At 72.2% G+C, this 16,448-nt stretch carries 13 protein-coding genes; 8 read left to right on the top strand and 5 right to left on the bottom strand.

The window, feature by feature from the left end:
• Positions 1-190 precede the first annotated feature (190 nt).
• Positions 191-2,836, top strand: a complete 2,646-nt coding sequence (locus ACP4J0_RS05440) for a cellulose binding domain-containing protein (protein ID WP_426597440.1) — start codon at positions 191-193, stop codon at positions 2,834-2,836.
• Between the two features lie 101 nt (positions 2,837-2,937).
• On the opposite strand, the gene ACP4J0_RS05445 is transcribed toward ACP4J0_RS05440, so the two are convergent.
• The 4 genes from ACP4J0_RS05445 to ACP4J0_RS05460 form a co-directional block, all read right to left on the bottom strand.
• Complete coding sequence (locus ACP4J0_RS05445; RefSeq protein WP_426597441.1) at positions 2,938-3,339, bottom strand: hypothetical protein; 402 nt, start codon at positions 3,337-3,339, stop codon at positions 2,938-2,940.
• Between the two features lie 117 nt (positions 3,340-3,456).
• Positions 3,457-5,331 carry a rhamnogalacturonan lyase gene (locus ACP4J0_RS05450; RefSeq protein WP_426597442.1) on the bottom strand — a complete coding sequence of 625 codons (1,875 nt, stop codon included), beginning with the start codon at positions 5,329-5,331 and terminating at the stop codon, positions 3,457-3,459.
• 76 nt (positions 5,332-5,407) lie between these two features.
• Positions 5,408-6,148, bottom strand: coding sequence for a class I SAM-dependent methyltransferase (locus ACP4J0_RS05455; protein WP_426597443.1), 741 nt, complete (start codon positions 6,146-6,148; stop codon positions 5,408-5,410).
• A gap of 5 nt (positions 6,149-6,153) precedes the next feature.
• Entirely contained in the window at positions 6,154-6,459 is a 306-nt protein-coding gene (locus ACP4J0_RS05460; RefSeq protein ID WP_426597444.1) for a 4a-hydroxytetrahydrobiopterin dehydratase, read from the bottom strand.
• Between the two features lie 121 nt (positions 6,460-6,580).
• On the opposite strand from ACP4J0_RS05460, the gene ACP4J0_RS05465 reads away from it, so the two are divergent.
• A complete protein-coding gene (locus tag ACP4J0_RS05465) occupies positions 6,581-7,396 on the top strand; it encodes a helix-turn-helix domain-containing protein (RefSeq protein WP_426597445.1) in 816 nt (271 codons plus the stop codon).
• On the opposite strand, the gene ACP4J0_RS05470 is transcribed toward ACP4J0_RS05465, so the two are convergent.
• A complete protein-coding gene (locus ACP4J0_RS05470; protein ID WP_426597446.1) occupies positions 7,378-7,803 on the bottom strand; it encodes a hypothetical protein in 426 nt (141 codons plus the stop codon). The genes ACP4J0_RS05465 and ACP4J0_RS05470 overlap by 19 nt on opposite strands.
• 216 nt (positions 7,804-8,019) lie before the next feature.
• On the opposite strand from ACP4J0_RS05470, the gene ACP4J0_RS05475 reads away from it, so the two are divergent.
• The 6 genes from ACP4J0_RS05475 (at position 8,020) to narI (ending at position 16,448) form a co-directional block, all read left to right on the top strand.
• Complete coding sequence (locus ACP4J0_RS05475) at positions 8,020-8,883, top strand: helix-turn-helix domain-containing protein (RefSeq protein ID WP_426597447.1); 864 nt, start codon at positions 8,020-8,022, stop codon at positions 8,881-8,883.
• A 132-nt stretch (positions 8,884-9,015) separates the two neighbouring features.
• Complete coding sequence (locus tag ACP4J0_RS05480) at positions 9,016-9,831, top strand: SAM-dependent methyltransferase (protein WP_426597448.1); 816 nt, start codon at positions 9,016-9,018, stop codon at positions 9,829-9,831.
• Positions 9,832-9,939: 108 nt separating this feature from the next.
• Entirely contained in the window at positions 9,940-13,635 is a 3,696-nt protein-coding gene (locus tag ACP4J0_RS05485) for a nitrate reductase subunit alpha (RefSeq protein WP_426597449.1), read from the top strand.
• Positions 13,635-15,230, top strand: a complete 1,596-nt coding sequence (narH, locus tag ACP4J0_RS05490) for a nitrate reductase subunit beta (RefSeq protein ID WP_426597450.1) — start codon at positions 13,635-13,637, stop codon at positions 15,228-15,230. Before ACP4J0_RS05485 ends, narH begins: the two co-directional genes overlap by 1 nt.
• Before the next feature lie 4 nt (positions 15,231-15,234).
• Positions 15,235-15,729 carry a nitrate reductase molybdenum cofactor assembly chaperone gene (gene narJ, locus ACP4J0_RS05495; RefSeq protein ID WP_426597451.1) on the top strand — a complete coding sequence of 165 codons (495 nt, stop codon included), beginning with the start codon at positions 15,235-15,237 and terminating at the stop codon, positions 15,727-15,729.
• Positions 15,726-16,448: a respiratory nitrate reductase subunit gamma gene (gene narI / locus ACP4J0_RS05500; RefSeq protein WP_426597452.1), complete on the top strand. Its 723-nt coding sequence runs from the start codon at positions 15,726-15,728 to the stop codon at positions 16,446-16,448. The genes narJ and narI overlap by 4 nt, the downstream gene beginning before the upstream one ends.

Raw genomic sequence — 16,448 nt, forward strand, 5'->3', positions numbered from 1 at the left:
TCCCCGCGCCCCTGAGGGGCGCGGTGGGCACCGCTTCATTCCGGGTGGCGCTTGACGGCTCCGCGTGCAGGTCCCGTCACCGGACGACGGGACCATCCGACCGGGCGGCCCCTCACCCACGCCGAGGGCCGCCCGGTCCTCGCACGTTCCCCCTCCCCGAACGGTCCCTGCGAAAGGAAGACTCCCCACCGTGCGAAGAACCCGCATCCTCACGACCGTGCTCGCGCTGGCCGCCGGACTGCTCTCGGGCGCCCCCGCCGCACTGGCCGCCGAGGCACCGCAGGCGGCACTCACCGCCGACACCTACACCTGGAAGAACGCCCGCATCGACGGCGGCGGCTTCGTCCCCGGCATCGTCTTCAACCGCACCGAGAAGGACCTCGCCTACGCCCGCACCGACATCGGCGGCGCCTACCGCTGGCAGGAGCCGACGCAGACCTGGACGCCGCTGCTCGACCACGTCGGCTGGGACGACTGGGGCCACACCGGCGTGGTCAGCGTGGCCTCCGACTCCGTCGACCCGGACCGGGTGTACGCGGCGGTCGGCACGTACACCAACGACTGGGACCCGGGCAACGGCGCGGTCCTGCGCTCCGCCGACCGGGGCGCTACCTGGAAGAAGGCCGACCTGCCCTTCAAGCTGGGCGGCAACATGCCGGGCCGCGGCATGGGCGAGCGCCTCGCGGTCGACCCGCACGACAACGACGTGCTGTACCTGGGCGCGCCCAGCGGGAACGGCCTGTGGCGGTCGACCGACGCGGGCGCGACCTGGGCCGAGGTGACGGCCTTCCCGAACCCCGGCGACTACGCGCAGGACCCGGGCGACACGAGCGGCTACGCCTCCGACAACCAGGGCATCGTCTGGGTGACGTTCGACGAGTCGACGGGCAGCGCGGGTACGGCGACCAGGACGGTCTACGTCGGGGTCGCCGACAAGGAGAACGCCGTCTACCGCTCGACGGACGCGGGCGCGACCTGGCAGCGGATCCCCGGTCAGCCCACCGGCTACCTGGCCCACAAGGGCGTGCTGGACGCGGAGAACGGCTACCTCTACCTCGCCTACAGCGACACGGGCGGCCCGTACGACGGCGGCAAGGGCCGGCTGTACCGGTACGCGACGGCGACCGGCACCTGGACGGACATCAGCCCGGTCGCGGAGGCGGACACCTACTACGGCTTCAGCGGCCTGACCGTCGACCGGCAGAACCCGGGCACGGTGATGGCGACGGCGTACAGCTCCTGGTGGCCGGACACGCAGATCTTCCGCTCCACGGACAGCGGCGGCACCTGGACGCAGGCGTGGAACTACACGTCGTACCCCACCCGCGAGAACCGGTACACGATGGACGTCTCGTCGTCCCCCTGGCTGACCTGGGGCGCGAATCCGTCGCCGCCCGAGGAGACACCGAAGCTGGGCTGGATGACGGAGGCGCTGGAGATCGACCCGTTCGACTCGGACCGGATGATGTACGGCACCGGCGCCACGGTTTACGGCACCGAGAACCTCACGAACTGGGACGACGACGGCGGCAGGTTCACCATCGAACCCATGGTGCGCGGCCTGGAGGAGACGGCGGTGAACGACCTGGCCGCTCCCCCGTCGGGCGCCCCGCTGCTCAGCGCGCTGGGCGACGTCGGCGGCTTCCGGCACACGAGCCTGACCGAGGTCCCGTCGATGATGTTCACCTCCCCGAACTTCACCTCCACCACGAGCCTGGACTTCGCGGAGGCGAACCCGGACACGGTCGTCCGGGCCGGCAATCTCGACACGGGCCCGCACATCGCGTTCTCCACGGACAACGGAGCCAACTGGTTCGGCGGGACGGACCCCGCGGGGGTGAGCGGCGGCGGCACCGTCGCGGCGGGCGCGGACGGCAGCCGCTTCGTGTGGAGCCCGCAGGGCGCCGGCGTGCACTTCACGACGGGCTTCGGCACGTCCTGGCAGGCGTCGAGCGGCATCCCGGCCGGGGCGGTCGTCGAGTCCGACCGGGTCGACCCCGAGACCTTCTACGGCTTCAAGTCCGGCACGTTCTACGTCAGCACGGACGGCGGCGCGACCTTCACACCGTCGGCGGCGGCCGGCCTGCCCGCCGGTGACAGTGTCCGCTTCAAGGCGCTGCCGGGCGGGGAGGGCGACATCTGGCTGGCCGGCGGTGCGGCGGACGGCCCGTACGGCCTGTGGCACTCGACGGACGGCGGCGCGACCTTCACCAAGCTGTCCGACGTCGACGAGGCCGACACCATCGGCTTCGGCAAGGCGGCACCGGGCGCCTCCTACCAGACCCTGTTCACCAGCGCGGAGATCGGCGGCGTCCGCGGCATCTTCCGCTCCACCGACCAGGGCGCCACCTGGACCCGCGTCAACGACGACGCCCACCAGTGGGGCTGGACCGGCGCGGCCATCACCGGCGACCCGCGGGTGTACGGGCGGGTGTACGTGGCGACCAACGGGCGGGGCGTCATCTACGGCGACACGGCCGGCGACGACGGTGGCGGGCCCGGCCCGGGGCCGGCCGGCGCGTGCACGGTGACGTACACGATCACCAACCAGTGGTCCGGCGGCTTCCAGGCGGACGTCCGCCTCACCAACACCGGCAGCTCGCCCTGGAACGGCTGGGCCCTGGACTGGTCCTTCGCGAACGGCCAGAAGGTGACCCAGATGTGGAACGCCGAGCACACCCGGTCGGGCACGACGGTGACGGCCAGGAACACCGGCTGGAACGCCAACGTGCCGGCCGGCGCCTCGGTGGGCTTCGGCTTCACGGGCGAGTGGTCGGGCGCGAACGCGAAACCGGCGTCGTTCACGGTGGGGGGCCGGACCTGCTCGACCGGCTGACCGCCCGCCCGCGTCAGGTCACGCCGCCGAGGGGCGGCTGTGGCCTCCCACGCACGACGGCCCCGAACCGGCAGGGTTCGGGGCCGTCGCTGCGAGGTCGGTCAGGCGACGACGTCGATGTACGTGGAGGGCCCGTAGCTGCCACCCTTGACCGGGGTGACGTACATACGGACGGACTTGCCCTCTCTGAGGTCGCCGCCTTTCCAGGGACTGCAGTAACCGGCCGTGTGGCCGCGGGTGTCGACACTCCGGTCGATGACACCGTCGTAGTTGTAGTCGAGGGCGGTCTCGATGCCCCAGCCGTCCGACTTGGTGTCGCAGGCCCTGATGGCGTCGCCGGGGATCGAACCGGACGGGTCCGCGTTCCAGGTGGCGCTTCCCGCACCGTTGGGGGCGTAGATGGTCACTGATCCCGCCCACGCCTGGCCCTGCAGGCCGACGGCCAGACCGATCGCGCAGGCACCGGTGACGAGTGCTCGGATCGCGGTTCTCCGGGTCTTCATGCTGCTTCCTCCCCTGGCCGGGGACCTCGCGCCCCTGGCATGCACGGAACAATATGCCACACGTTGATCAACTGCAGAAGTCCCTTCGGGCCGCTCAGCGGTGAAGCCCGCCGCAGGTCAGGGCGTGTACACCGTCGGCCTGGGCGCCGTCGCCATGCCGGCGCCGATGAAGAAGCTCGGGTGCGGGGGCTGGTTGTAGGCGGTGTTCTGCCAGGCCAGGGCCGTGCGGTACTGGGTGTCGTGGAGGAGGGTCGTGATCCTCCGGTCCGTGTCGTGCGGGGTGGAGTAGATGCGCAGGGCCGTGTTGTTCGACGTGCGCCAGACGACCTCCTCCCGCCAGTCGCCGAGGATGTCGCCGGCGAGGACCGGTGTGGCCTTCGTGCCGTTGTTGGAGGCGACGCCGGAGCCGGTGAGGAGGCGGGTGTCGCCGGAGGTGCCGTACTTGTCGACGCGGGTGCCGTCGAGGAGTTCGCGGACGGGGTCGCCGTCCCACCAGGACAGGAAGTTGGCGCTGGAGGGCTTGCGGCTGTTCACGACCGTGCCCTTCGGGTTGCGGATGCCGCTCTCGACCGACGACCAGGACTCGGCGCCCGCGCTGCCGGACCAGATGTCGGCGGAGACGCCCCGGCCGTTGTCGCCGTTCGCGCCGGTGGACCAGATGACCTGGCCGGTGCGCGCGTCCGCCATCCACGAGGAGGGCTTCGAGCCGTCCTCGTCGACCTTGAACTCCTCCAGGCCCGCACGGGACGGGTCGAGGTCGCCGACGTGCATGGCGTCGCCGTGGCCGTTCCTCGTGGTCCACAGGGCATGGCCGTTGTCGTCGACGGCCATCGCGCCGTAGACGATCTCGTCCCTGCCGTCGCCGTCGACGTCGGCGACGGACAACTGGTGGTTGCCCTGGCCGTCGTAGCCCTTGCCGGCGTTGGTGGAGGAGTTGGTGTCGAAGGTCCAGCGGCGGGTGAACCGCCCGTCGCGCCAGTCCCAGGCGGCGATGACGGAGCGGGTGTAGTAGCCGCGCGCCATGATCAGGGAGGGGCGGGAGCCGTCCAGGTACGCCGTGCCCGCCAGGAACCGGTCGACGCGGTTGCCGTAGGAGTCGCCCCAGGAGGAGACGTTGCCCCGGGCCGGGACGTAGTCGACGGTGCCCATGGCCCTGCCGGTCTGCCCGTTGAACATGGTCAGGTACTCGGGGCCGGACAGGATGTAGCCGGACGCGTTGCGGTGGTCGGCCGAGGAACTGCCGATGACCGCGCCGGTGCCGTCCCGCGTGCCGTCGGCGGTCTTCATGGCCACCTCGGCCTTGCCGTCGCCGTCGTAGTCGTACACCTGGAACTGCGTGTAGTGGGCGCCCGAGCGGATGTTGCGGCCCAGGTCGACGCGCCACAGGCGGGTGCCGTCGAGCTTGACGCCGTCGACGATCGTGTTGCCCGTGTAGCCGGACTGCGAGTTGTCCTTGGCGTTGGTCGGCTGCCACTTGAGGACGAGGTCCGGCGCGCCGTCGCCGTCGAGGTCGCCGACGGAGGCGTCGTTGGCCTCGTAGGTGTAGGAGACGCCGTCGGGTGTGGTGCCGCCGGCCGGCGGGCTGATGGGGACGTCCTTGTAGCCGGCCCGGAACTGGATCGCGTGGACCGAGTCGCCCTGCTCCGTGCCGTTCACGACCGCGCGGACGGTGTAGTCGGCGTGGGAGGGGGCGCCCGAGTGGAAGAAGGTGGTGGAGCGGGTGACCGGACTGGAGTTGACCTTGGTGCCGGCCCGGTAGACGTTGAACGAGACGTTGTCCGGGTCGGTGCCCAGCCAGCGCCAGCTGACCAGGTTGCCGTCACCGGTGTGGACGCTGACCACGCCCCGGTCGAGGGCCTCGACCTGCCGGGCCGTGGCGGCCTCGGCGGTGTCGGTGGTGAGGGTCGTCAGACCCGCGCCGGCGAGCCCGGTGGCGGCGAGGGCCGCGGCCAGGACGAACGGGCGTCTGCGGTACGTGCGGGAGTGCCTCACGGGACGGACCTCCTTGAGGACGGATGGGTTCCGTCTCTCAGTCGCCGCCCGGAGCGGCCGGGTTGCCGCACCCGGCCTACGATTTCGCGAACGCCCTCAGGGTGAAGACCGGGTCGGGGCGCGGCCGGTCCTGGTCGGGGAGGGCCGCCAGCCGGGCGGCGAAACGCTCCGCGCGCGGATCGCCCGGCGGCAGCGTGACGAACCAGCCGCGCCGCAGGTCGGCGACGGTGCGACGGGGGCTGCGGCCCTGGCCGTGGCCGGTGAAGCGGGCCTGGCCCGCCGGCCTCAGGCCGTGTGCGCGGGCGTAGGACTCGACGAGGTCCGCGGCATCGTGGACGGTGCTGGGCGGGCGGGAGGCGAGCACGGCGTCGATGTCGCTGCCCACGTTGTGCGAGGCGCCCTTGTCGACCGTCGTCACGTACACCCCGCCGGGCCGCAGGACGCGGGCGCACTCGCCGACGATCGCCCGCGCGTTCTCGGCGCCGCCGGCGAGGTGCAGCAGCCACACACTGCTGACGGCGTCGAACTCCCCGTCCCGGAAGGGCAGTCGGCGGCTGTCGGCCAGCACGACGGCGCCGGGCAGCCGGTCGGCCGCGTACCGGGCCATGGTGGGGGTGAGGTCGGCGCCGGTCACGCGCATGCCCTCGCGTCCGGCGGCGAGGCGCCGGGTGACGATGCCGGTGCCGCAGGCGACGTCGAGCAGGCTGCGGGCCTGCCGCGGTACGAGGCTCAGTACGGCCTGTGCGGCGGCCTCGGCGCGGGGCTCGCCGCCGCGGGAGGCGTCGTACCGCTCCGCTTCCTTGTCGTAGTCGAGCACGTCCGTCAGTGTGCCCCATGGCCGGCGGCCAGGTCCTCCACCCTGCGGGCGAGCTCGACGTCCTTCTCGGTGACGGCGCCGCCCGCGCTGTGGGTGTGCACGGCGAGGGAGACCGTGTCGTAGCCGAGGGTCAGGTCGGAGTGGTGGTCGAGTTCCTCCTGCACCTGGGCGATGTGGACGACCATCGCGGTCGCCGCGAAGTGCGAGCCGAGCCGGTAGGAACGGGTGAGGCGGCCGGCGTCCAGGGACCAGCCCGGCAGTTCGGCCAGCCTCTCCTCGATCTCCTTCTGCGACAGCGGTCCGACGGGCATGGGCTGCGCTCCTCTCCTCGGCGGCGGCACCTTTTCAGCCTGCCACAGGATCGCCGCGCGGGCCCTGGTCAGGAGCGTCGGCCGGTCCCGGTGCGGACCGCCGTCGGCTACCGTTCGGCGTATGACCGCACTCATGTCCGGTACCGCCCCCACCGCCCAGGGCGTGGGTCCCCTGCTGCGGGCCTGGCGGGAGCAGCGGCGGATCAGCCAGCTGGAGCTGGCCCTGCGCGCCGACTCCTCCGCCCGGCACATCAGCTTCGTCGAGACGGGCCGCTCCCGGCCGAGCGCGGAGATGGTGCTGCGGCTCGCCGAGCACCTGGACGTCCCCGTGCGGGAGCGCAACGCGCTGCTGCTCGCGGCCGGTTACGCCCCGCACTACCCGGAGACCCCGCTGGACGATCCGGCGATGGACGCCCTGCGCGAGGGCATGGAGCGGCTGATCCGGGGCTACGAGCCCTATCCCGCGCTGGTCGTCGACGCGACGTACCAGGTGCTGGCCGCCAACCGGGGCATCCTGATGCTGATGGACGGCGTGCCGGAGCACCTGCTCGAGCCGCCGCTGAACGCGATGCGGCTGACCCTGCACCCGGAGGGCCTGGCGCCGCGCATCCGCAACCTGCGCGAGTGGCGCGGGCATCTGCTGGAGCAGATGCGGGGGCAGATCGCCCTGCGCCGCTCGGAGCCGCTGCGGGCGCTGTACGAGGAGGTGGCGGCGTATCCGGTGCCGGACACCGCGGCGGGGGAGGAGCCGGCCGAGCCGGTGCCGTACTTCGCGCTGCCCATGCAGCTCGAACACGAGGGCCACGTCCTGTCGTTCATCTCGTCCATCTCCACCTTCAACACGCCGATGGACGTGACGGTCGCCGAGCTGGCCATCGAGACGTTGCTCCCGGCCGATCCGGCGACGGTCAAGTACCTTCACACGCTGGTCTCCTGACGCTGCCTCAGTGCCGCGTACTGGAGCAGCGCGAACCCGGCGACGGCGAGCGCCTGGAGCACCGTCCACACCGCACCGGCCGTGGTGGGCGTCAGCCAGAGGGCGAGGGCGGCGAAACTGACGGCCGACCACGCGAGGTTGGCCTCGACCACGGCCCGCACGGCGAGCGCCGGAGGCCGGCGGCGCGCGGCCACCAGGGCCACACCGGCCGCGTACACCGCGAGGAACGCGCCGAGGCCGAGCAGCAGCCCGGAGCCGGCGCCGAGGAAGCGGCCCAGGGGCCCCGAGAGCGCGAGGTAGGCGACCGCGTTGGCACCGGTCACCACCGCGTCCAGCACCAGGAAGCGGCGCAGCATCAGCTGCGGTTCGGCGGTGCGGGCGAGTGCGGCCAGCTGGTTCGTGGACATGACGAGTCACCCTCCGTCGGGGTCGGACACGGCTGCGGGGCCGGGTTCCGGGCCGGAGTGCGCCGGCCCGGAACCCGGTGACTCCACGATCCCGTCCGGGCCCCGCCGGGTCGATTACCCGGCAGGTAATGATGTTGGTCCCCGCCCACCCCTGTGAGACCGACGGGGGAACATGACACACTGCGGGCAGACTTGGGCGCGTTGGGGAGGCGTGGCGTGAGTGAGCGGCGGGCCGCACCCACCGTGGGCCAGGTGGTCCTCGGCAGACGGCTGCAGGAACTCCGGGAGGCGGCGGGCCTCAAGCGCGAGGAGGCCGCCAAGGTGCTCCGGGTGGCCCCCGCGACCGTGCGGCGCATGGAAACGGCCGAGGTCGCCCTGAAGATCCCGTACATCCAGATCCTGCTGACGGCGTACGGCGTGCCCGAGGGCGAGGTGTCGGCGTTCGTCGCGCTGGCCGAGGACGCGAACCAGCCGGGCTGGTGGCAGCGGTACCACGACGTGCTGCCGGACTGGTTCAGCATGTACGTGAGCCTGGAGGGTGCCGCGCGGATCGTCCGTTCCTACGAGCCGCACTTCGTCCCGGGGCTGCTGCAGACCGAGGACTACGCGCGCTCGGTGCTGGAGGCCGGGACGATCGGGAGCGCGGGCCTGGACGCGGTGGAGCGGCACGTGTCGCTGCGCATGGAGCGGCAGCGGCTGCTGGAGGGCGCGGACGCGCCCCACCTGTGGGTGGTGATGGACGAGACGGTGCTGCGGCGCCCGGTGAGCATCGACGGCCGGGTGATGCGCGACCAGCTGGAGAAGCTGCTGGAGTTCTCGGCCCGGGACCGGGTGACGCTCCAGGTCGCCGAGTTCGCGGACGGGCCGCACCCCGGAACGTACGCGCCGTTCACGCTCTTCCGGTTCGCGGAGCCGGAGCTGCCGGACATGGTCTTCACCGAGTACCTGACCGGTGCGCTGTACCTGGACTCCCGCGCGGAGGTCTCCGCGCATCTGGAGGTGCTGGACCACATGACAGCACGTGCCGCCTCGACCGAGCGCACCGAGAAGGTCCTGCGCGAGTACCGCGAGGCCTTCTGACCCGGCGCCCCCGGCACACCGGGCCCCAGTCCCCAGTCCCCAGCCCCCCGCCCCGAACACCCGCGTCCGAACGCACCGGGCCCGCACAGCCCGGGCCCGACCACCCACCAGGCTCCGAGGAGACGAGAGCGCATGACCGGATCCGACGCCACCCCCGCCCCCATCGACACCAGCCGGCCGCATCCGGCCCGCGTCTACGACTGGTGGCTGGGCGGCAAGGACAACTACCCGGTGGACGAGGAGCTGGCCCGCAGGATCCTCGCCGCGGACAGCACGGCGGTCCGCGGGGCGCGGGCCAACCGCCGGTTCATGCACCGCGCCGTCCGTACCCTCGCCGAGGCCGGGATCCGCCAGTTCCTGGACATCGGCACCGGCATCCCCACCGAGCCGAACCTGCACCAGGTGGCCCAGGCGGTGGCGCCCGAGTCACGCGTCGTCTACGCCGACAACGACCCGATCGTCCTGCGGCACGCCGAGGCACTGCTGCACGGCTCGGCGGAGGGATCCACCGAGTACGTCCACGCGGACGTCCGGGATCCGGACACGATCCTGCGGCTGGCGGGTGAGTCCCTGGACTTCGGCCGGCCGGTCGCCCTGTCGCTGGTGGCCCTGACGCACTACCTCGGCGACGCGGTCGACGGCGACGACGTGCACGGTCTGCTGAAGCGGTACGTCGACGCCCTCGCCCCGGGCAGCTACCTCGTCCTCTCCCAGGTCACACCCGATCTGAACCCCGAGGCGGTGGGCAAGGCCGCCGGTCTGTTCGCCCGCAGCGGCACGCCGTTCTACCCGCGCTCCCTCACCGAGTTCTCGCGCTTCTTCGACGGCCTGGAGCTGCTGGGGCCCGGCACCATCCCGGTCACCGGGTGGCGGCCGGACCCGGAGGACGTGGCGGCGCAGGCGGAGGGCATCGTGCCGGTGTACGCGGGGGTGGCCCGCAAGGCCTGACCCGGACGCCGCGCCGCCCGCCTGACCCGTACGGGCCCCGCGAACAGGTGCGCTCCCGCGCCCGCCCCTAGGTTCGGACCCAGGGCCCGGTCGATCAAGGGAGCGCACGTGACCGACACGCGGACACCGCCCACCGAGCCGGGCGCGGCGCTGCTGCGGGCGGGACGGTTCTTCCGGCCGGGTACGGCAGCCCCCGACCTGCACAGCATCGGGCTGGTCGGCGGCCGGGAGTCGGACGCCTTCTACCGCGACCGGTGGAGCCACGACAAGGTCGTGACCTCCACGCACGGCGTGAACTGCACCGGTTCCTGCCGCTGGAACGTGTTCGTCAAGGACGGCATCATCACCTGGGAGACCCAGGCGACGGACTATCCGTCGGTCGGCCCGGACCGTCCCGAGTACGAGCCGCGCGGCTGCCCTCGCGGCGCGGCGTTCTCCTGGTACACGTACTCGCCGACCCGGGTGCGCTACCCGTACGTGCGCGGGGTGCTGCTGGAGATGTACCGGGAGGCGAAGGCGCGGCTGTCGGATCCGGTGCTGGCCTGGGCCGACATCCAGGGCGACCCTCGGCGGCGGCGGCGCTACCAGCGGGCGCGCGGCAAGGGCGGCCTGGTCCGGGCGACCTGGGACGAGGCCGTCGAGATGGTCGCCGCCGCCCACGTCCACACCATCCGCACCCGGGGCCCCGACCGCATCGCGGGTTTCTCCCCCATCCCGGCGATGTCGATGGTGTCGCACGCGGCGGGCGCCCGCTTCCACTCCCTCATCGGCGCGCCGATGCTGTCGTTCTACGACTGGTACGCGGACCTGCCCGTGGCCTCCCCGCAGGTCTTCGGCGACCAGACGGACGTGCCGGAGTCGGGTGACTGGTGGGACGCGGCGTATCTGATCATGTGGGGTTCGAACGTCCCGGTGACGCGCACGCCGGACGCCCACTGGATGGCGGAGGCCCGCTACCGGGGCCAGAAGGTCGTGGTCGTCTCCCCGGACTACGCCGACAACACCAAGTTCGCCGACCAGTGGCTGCACCCGCACCCGGGGACCGACGCCGCACTGGCCCTGGCGATGGGGCACGTGGTCCTCAAGGAATTCTTCGTCGACCGCGCCACCCCCTTCTTCGACGACTACGTACGGCGCTTCACCGACCTGCCGTTCCTGGTGACGCTGACCGAGCGGGACGGGGCCCACGTCCCGGCGAAGTTCCTGCGCGCGGCCGACCTGGGGCAGGAGGGCGAGGACGCCCGCTGGAAGACGGTCGTGCTGGACGGGGCGACGGGCCGCGCGGTCGTCCCCAACGGCTCGCTGGGCTTCCGCTGGAACGAGGCGGACCAGGGCCGGTGGAACCTCGACCTCGGTGACGTACGGCCGCTGCTGAGCCTGCACGGCCACGCGATGGCGTCGGGCGTCGAGGTGCTGCTCCCGCGCTTCGACACCGAGGGCGGCGCGCACGCGCAGGGCCGCGGTGAGGTGGTCCGCCGGGGTGTACCGGCGACGCGGCTGGGCGGGGCGAACGGGCCGCTGGTGACCACGGTGTTCGACCTGCTGCTGGCGCAGTACGGCGTGGCGCGGGACGGGGTGCCGGGTGACTGGCCGGCGTCGTACGAGGACGCGGCCGCGCCCGGCACTCCGGCCTGGCAGGAGACGCACACCTCGGTACCGGCGGCGGCCTGCGTGCGGATCGCCCGGGAGTTCGCGCGGACCGCCGAGCGCTCCAAGGGGCGCTGCATGATCCTGATGGGTGCGGGCACCAACCACTGGTTCCACTCGGAGACGATCTACCGGGCCTTCCTCGCGCTGCTCCAGCTGACGGGTTGCCAGGGCCGCAACGGCGGCGGCTGGGCGCACTACGTGGGCCAGGAGAAGTGCCGTCCGGTGACCGGGTGGGCGTCGCTGGCCGCCGCGTCGGACTGGTCGCGCCCGCCGCGCCAGATGATCGGCACCGCGTACTGGTTCCTCCACACCGACCAGTGGCGCTACGACCGGTTCGGCGCCGACGTGCTGGCCTCGCCGCTGGGCGAGGGACGACTGGCGGGCATGACCGGCGCGGACTGCCTCGCGCTGTCGGCGCGGACGGGATGGATGCCGTCGTACCCGACCTTCGACCGCAACCCGCTGGAGCTGGGCGAGGCGTTCGGCGACCCGGTGGCGAGGGCGGTGGCCGAACTGCGGGCGGGCACCTTGAAGTTCGCCTGCGAGGACCCGGACGCGCCGGAGAACTGGCCGCGGATCCTGACCCTGTGGCGGGCCAACCTGCTCGGCTCGTCGGCGAAGGGCGCCGAGTACTTCACCAAGCACCTGCTGGGCACGCACTCGTCGCTGCGCGCCGAGGAGGCCGCGCCCCAGGAGCGCCCACGGGACGTGGTGTGGCGCGACGAGGCACCCGAGGGGAAGCTCGACCTGCTGCTGTCGCTGGACTTCCGGCACACCTCGTCCACGCTGCTGTCCGACGTGGTGCTGCCCGCCGCGACCTGGTACGAGAAGCACGACCTGTCCAGCACGGACATGCACCCCTACGTACACGCCTTCTCCCCGGCGGTGGACCCGCCGTGGCAGACCCGTACCGACTTCGACACGTTCAAGGCGCTCGCGGAGAAGCTGAGCGAGCTGGCCGCCGGCCACCTCGGGGTGCGCAGGGACCTGGTGGCGGCGCCGCTCCAGCACGACACGCCGGGCGAGATCGCCCAGCCGGGCGGGGTCGTACGGGACTGGCGGCGCGGGGAGTGCGCGCCGGAGCCGGGCAGGACCCTGCCGGACCTCGTGGTCGTGGAGCGGGACTACACGGCGGTCGGCGCGAAGTTCGCGGCGCTGGGCCCGCTGGTGGAGACCAAGGGCCTGCCCGCCAAGGGCATCACCCTGAAGCCGGACGAGGAGGTCGACCGGCTGCGGCACATGAACGGCGCGGTGCGCGGCGGCCCGGCCGACGGGCGTCCGGCGCTGGACACGGCGGTCAAGGCCGCCAACACCATCCTGGCCCTGTCCGGCACGACCAACGGGCGCCTGGCCGTCCAGGGCTTCCACACGCTGGAGGCGAAGACCGGGCAGGAGATGGCCCACCTGGCCGCCGAGCACGAGGGCAGGCGGATCACGTACGCGGACACCCAGGCGGCGCCCGTGCCGGTGATCACCTCGCCGGAGTGGTCGGGCAGCGAGGCCGGCGGGCGCCGGTACACGGCGTTCACGCTGAACACCGAGCACCTCAAGCCCTGGCACACCCTCACCGGCCGCCAGCACTTCTTCCTCGACCACGACTGGATGCACGAGCTGGGCGAGGCGCTGCCCGTGTACCGGCCGCCGCTGGACATGAGCCGGCTGTTCGGCGAGCCGCGGCTCGGCCCGGACGGCCACCGGGAGGTGACGGTCCGCTACCTCACCCCGCACAACAAGTGGTCCATCCACTCCGAGTACCAGGACAACCTGTTCATGCTGGCGCTGTCCCGGGGCGGCCAGACCATCTGGATGTCGACCCAGGACGCGGAGGCGATCGGCGTGTCCGACGACGACTGGATCGAGGCGGTCAACCGCAACGGCGTGGTCGTGGCCCGCGCGATCGTCTCGCACCGCATGCCGCCCGGCACCGTCTACATGCACCACGCGCAGGAACGCACGGTCAACGTGCCCCTCGCGGAGACCACCGGCAAGCGCGGCGGCATCCACAACTCCCTCACCCGCCTGATCCTCAAACCGACCCATCTCATCGGCGGCTACGCCCAGTTGTCCTGGGCGTTCAACTACCTCGGCCCGACGGGAAACCAGCGCGACGAGGTGACCGTGATCCGCCGCCGCGGCCAGGAGGTCGAGTACTGATGCGCCCGATGGCCCAGGTCGCCATGGTCATGAACCTCGACAAGTGCATCGGCTGCCACACCTGCTCGGTCACCTGCAAGCAGGCGTGGACCAACCGGCGCGGCATGGAGTACGTCTGGTTCAACAACGTCGAGACCCGCCCCGGCCAGGGCTACCCCCGCCGCTACGAGGACCAGGAGAGGTGGCGGGGCGGCTGGGAGCTGAACCGGCGCGGCGCGCTGAAGCCGAAGGCGGGCGGCAGGTTCAGGAAGCTCGCCGGGATCTTCTCCAACCCGAGGCTCCCGGAGATCAAGGACTACTACGAGCCCTGGACCTACGACTACAAGAACCTCACCGACGCCCCGCTCGGCTCCGACTACCCGGTCGCCCGGCCCGTCTCGCAGCTCGACGGCAAGCCGATGAAGATCGGCTGGTCCTCGAACTGGGACGACGACCTGGGCGGCGCCCCCGCCTACGGCGACCTCGACCCGATGGTGGAGCGCACGCGCCGGCAGGCGTCGGAGAAGGTGCGGTTCGCGTACGAAGAGACCTTCATGTTCTACCTGCCGCGCATCTGCGAGCACTGCCTCAACCCGTCGTGCGTGGCGTCGTGCCCGTCCGGGGCGATGTACAAGCGGTCGGAGGACGGCATCGTCCTCGTCGACCAGGACCGCTGCCGGGGCTGGCGGATGTGCGTGACCGGATGCCCGTACAAGAAGGTGTACTTCAACCACCGCACCGGCAAGGCCGAGAAGTGCACCTTCTGCTATCCGCGCATCGAGATCGGGCAGCCGACGGTCTGCTCGGAGACCTGCGTGGGGCGGCTCAGATATCTGGGGGTCGTGCTCTACGACGCCGACAAGGTGACCGAGGCGGCCTCCACACCGGACGAGCAGGGCCTGTACGAGGCACAGCTGGGTGTCTTCCTCGACCCCGAGGACCCCGGGGTGCGGCGGGCGGCGGAGGAGGCGGGGATCCCGTACGACTGGCTGGAGGCGGCCCGGCGCTCCCCCGTGCACGCGCTGGTGAGCAAGTACCGGGTCGCGCTGCCCCTGCACCCGGAGTACCGCACCATGCCGATGGTCTGGTACATCCCTCCGCTGTCGCCGGTGGTGGACGCGCTGACGGAGACCGGGCACGACGGCGAGGACGCGGACAACCTCTTCGGCGCGATCGACACGCTCCGCATCCCCCTGGAGTACCTGGCGGAACTGTTCACGGCGGGCGACACCGGCCCCGTGCGGGCGTCGCTGGAGAAGCTGGCGGCGATGCGCTCCCACATGCGGTCGGTCAACCTCGGCGAGGACCCCGACCCCGGCGTCTGCGCGAGCGTCGGCATGCGCCCGCGGGACGTCGAGGAGATGTACCGGCTGCTGGCGATCGCCAAGTACGAGGAGCGGTACGTGATCCCGACGGCGGCCGTCGGGGACGCGCACCGGCTGGAGGCGTCGGCGCTGCCGGACACGTGCAGCCTGGACACCGACGGCGGCCCGGGGATGGGCGGGGACGGGCCGTTCGGCCAGGACTCGGGACGCAGGCGGCTGCCGCTGGTGCCCGTGGAGAACTTCCACGTCCTGCGCCGGCGGCAGACCGCGGACGACGAGAGGGAGGTCTGATCCGATGCCCGGCTTCGAGGTGCTGTACCAGGCGGCGGCGCTCTGTCTGACGTATCCCGACGACGACTTCCGCGCCCGGCTGCCGCTGCTGCGCGAGGCCGCGCCGCAACTGCGCGCCTTCACCGACCACGCGGCCGTGACGTCGCAGGGCGAACTCCAGGCGCACTACGTGGAGGTCTTCGACTTCAAGAACCGGCACAGCCTGTACCTGAGCTGGTGGACCGACGGCGACACCCGCAACCGCGGGATGTCCCTGGTCCGCTTCAAGGAGCTGTACCGCGCCCACGGACTGGAGTTCACGGACGAGGAACTGCCGGACTTCCTGCCCGCCGTCCTGGAGTTCGCCTCCCGCACCGGGGACATCGGCATGCTCACCGAGCACCGCGACGCCCTGGGCCGGCTCCGCTCCCGGCTCACCGCCTTCGGCACGCCCTACGCGTGCGTCCTGGACGCCGTGTGCGCCACCCTGCCGCCCGCACCCACCGGAGCCCGCCCGTGACCGTCTTCCTCTGGGGCGTCCTGCCCTACGCCGCGTTCGCCCTGCTGATCGCCGGCCTGGTCTGGCGCCACCGCTACGACCGGTTCGGCTGGACGACGCGTTCCTCACAGGTCTACGAGTCGAAGCTGCTGAACATCGCCTCGCCGGTGTTCCACTACGGCATCCTGTTCGTGCTGGTCGGCCATCTCGTCGGGCTGTTCGTCCCGGAGTCGTGGACGGACGCGGTGGGCGTGAGCGAGCACGCGTACCACCTGCTGTCGCTGTACGGCGGCACGGCGGCCGGAGTGCTCGCGGTGGCGGGGATCCTGCTCCTGATCTACCGGCGGCGCACCAACGCGCCCGTCTTCCGGGCGACGACCGCCAACGACAAGGGCATGTACGTCTTCCTGCTCGGCGCGATCGTGCTGGGCATGGTGGCCAAGCTCGCGCACTCCTCGGGCACCGGCTACGACTACCGGCACACCATCGCGCCCTGGTCGCGCAGCCTGTTCACCCTCCGGCCGGAGACGGAGCTGATGGTGGGGGTGCCGGTGCTGTACCAGGTGCACGCGGTGATCGGGATGGTGCTGATCGCCCTGGTGCCCTACACCCGGCTCGTGCACATGTTCAGCGCGCCGGTGCAGTACCTGGTCCGGCCGTACGTGGTCTACCGGTCGCGCGACCCCAGACAGCTGGGGCCGCGCCCGGACCGGCGGGGCTGGGAGCGCGCGGGCTCCTAG

The sequence above is a fragment of the Streptomyces sp. WG7 genome (assembly GCF_049975785.1).
GTDB lineage: Bacteria > Actinomycetota > Actinomycetes > Streptomycetales > Streptomycetaceae > Streptomyces.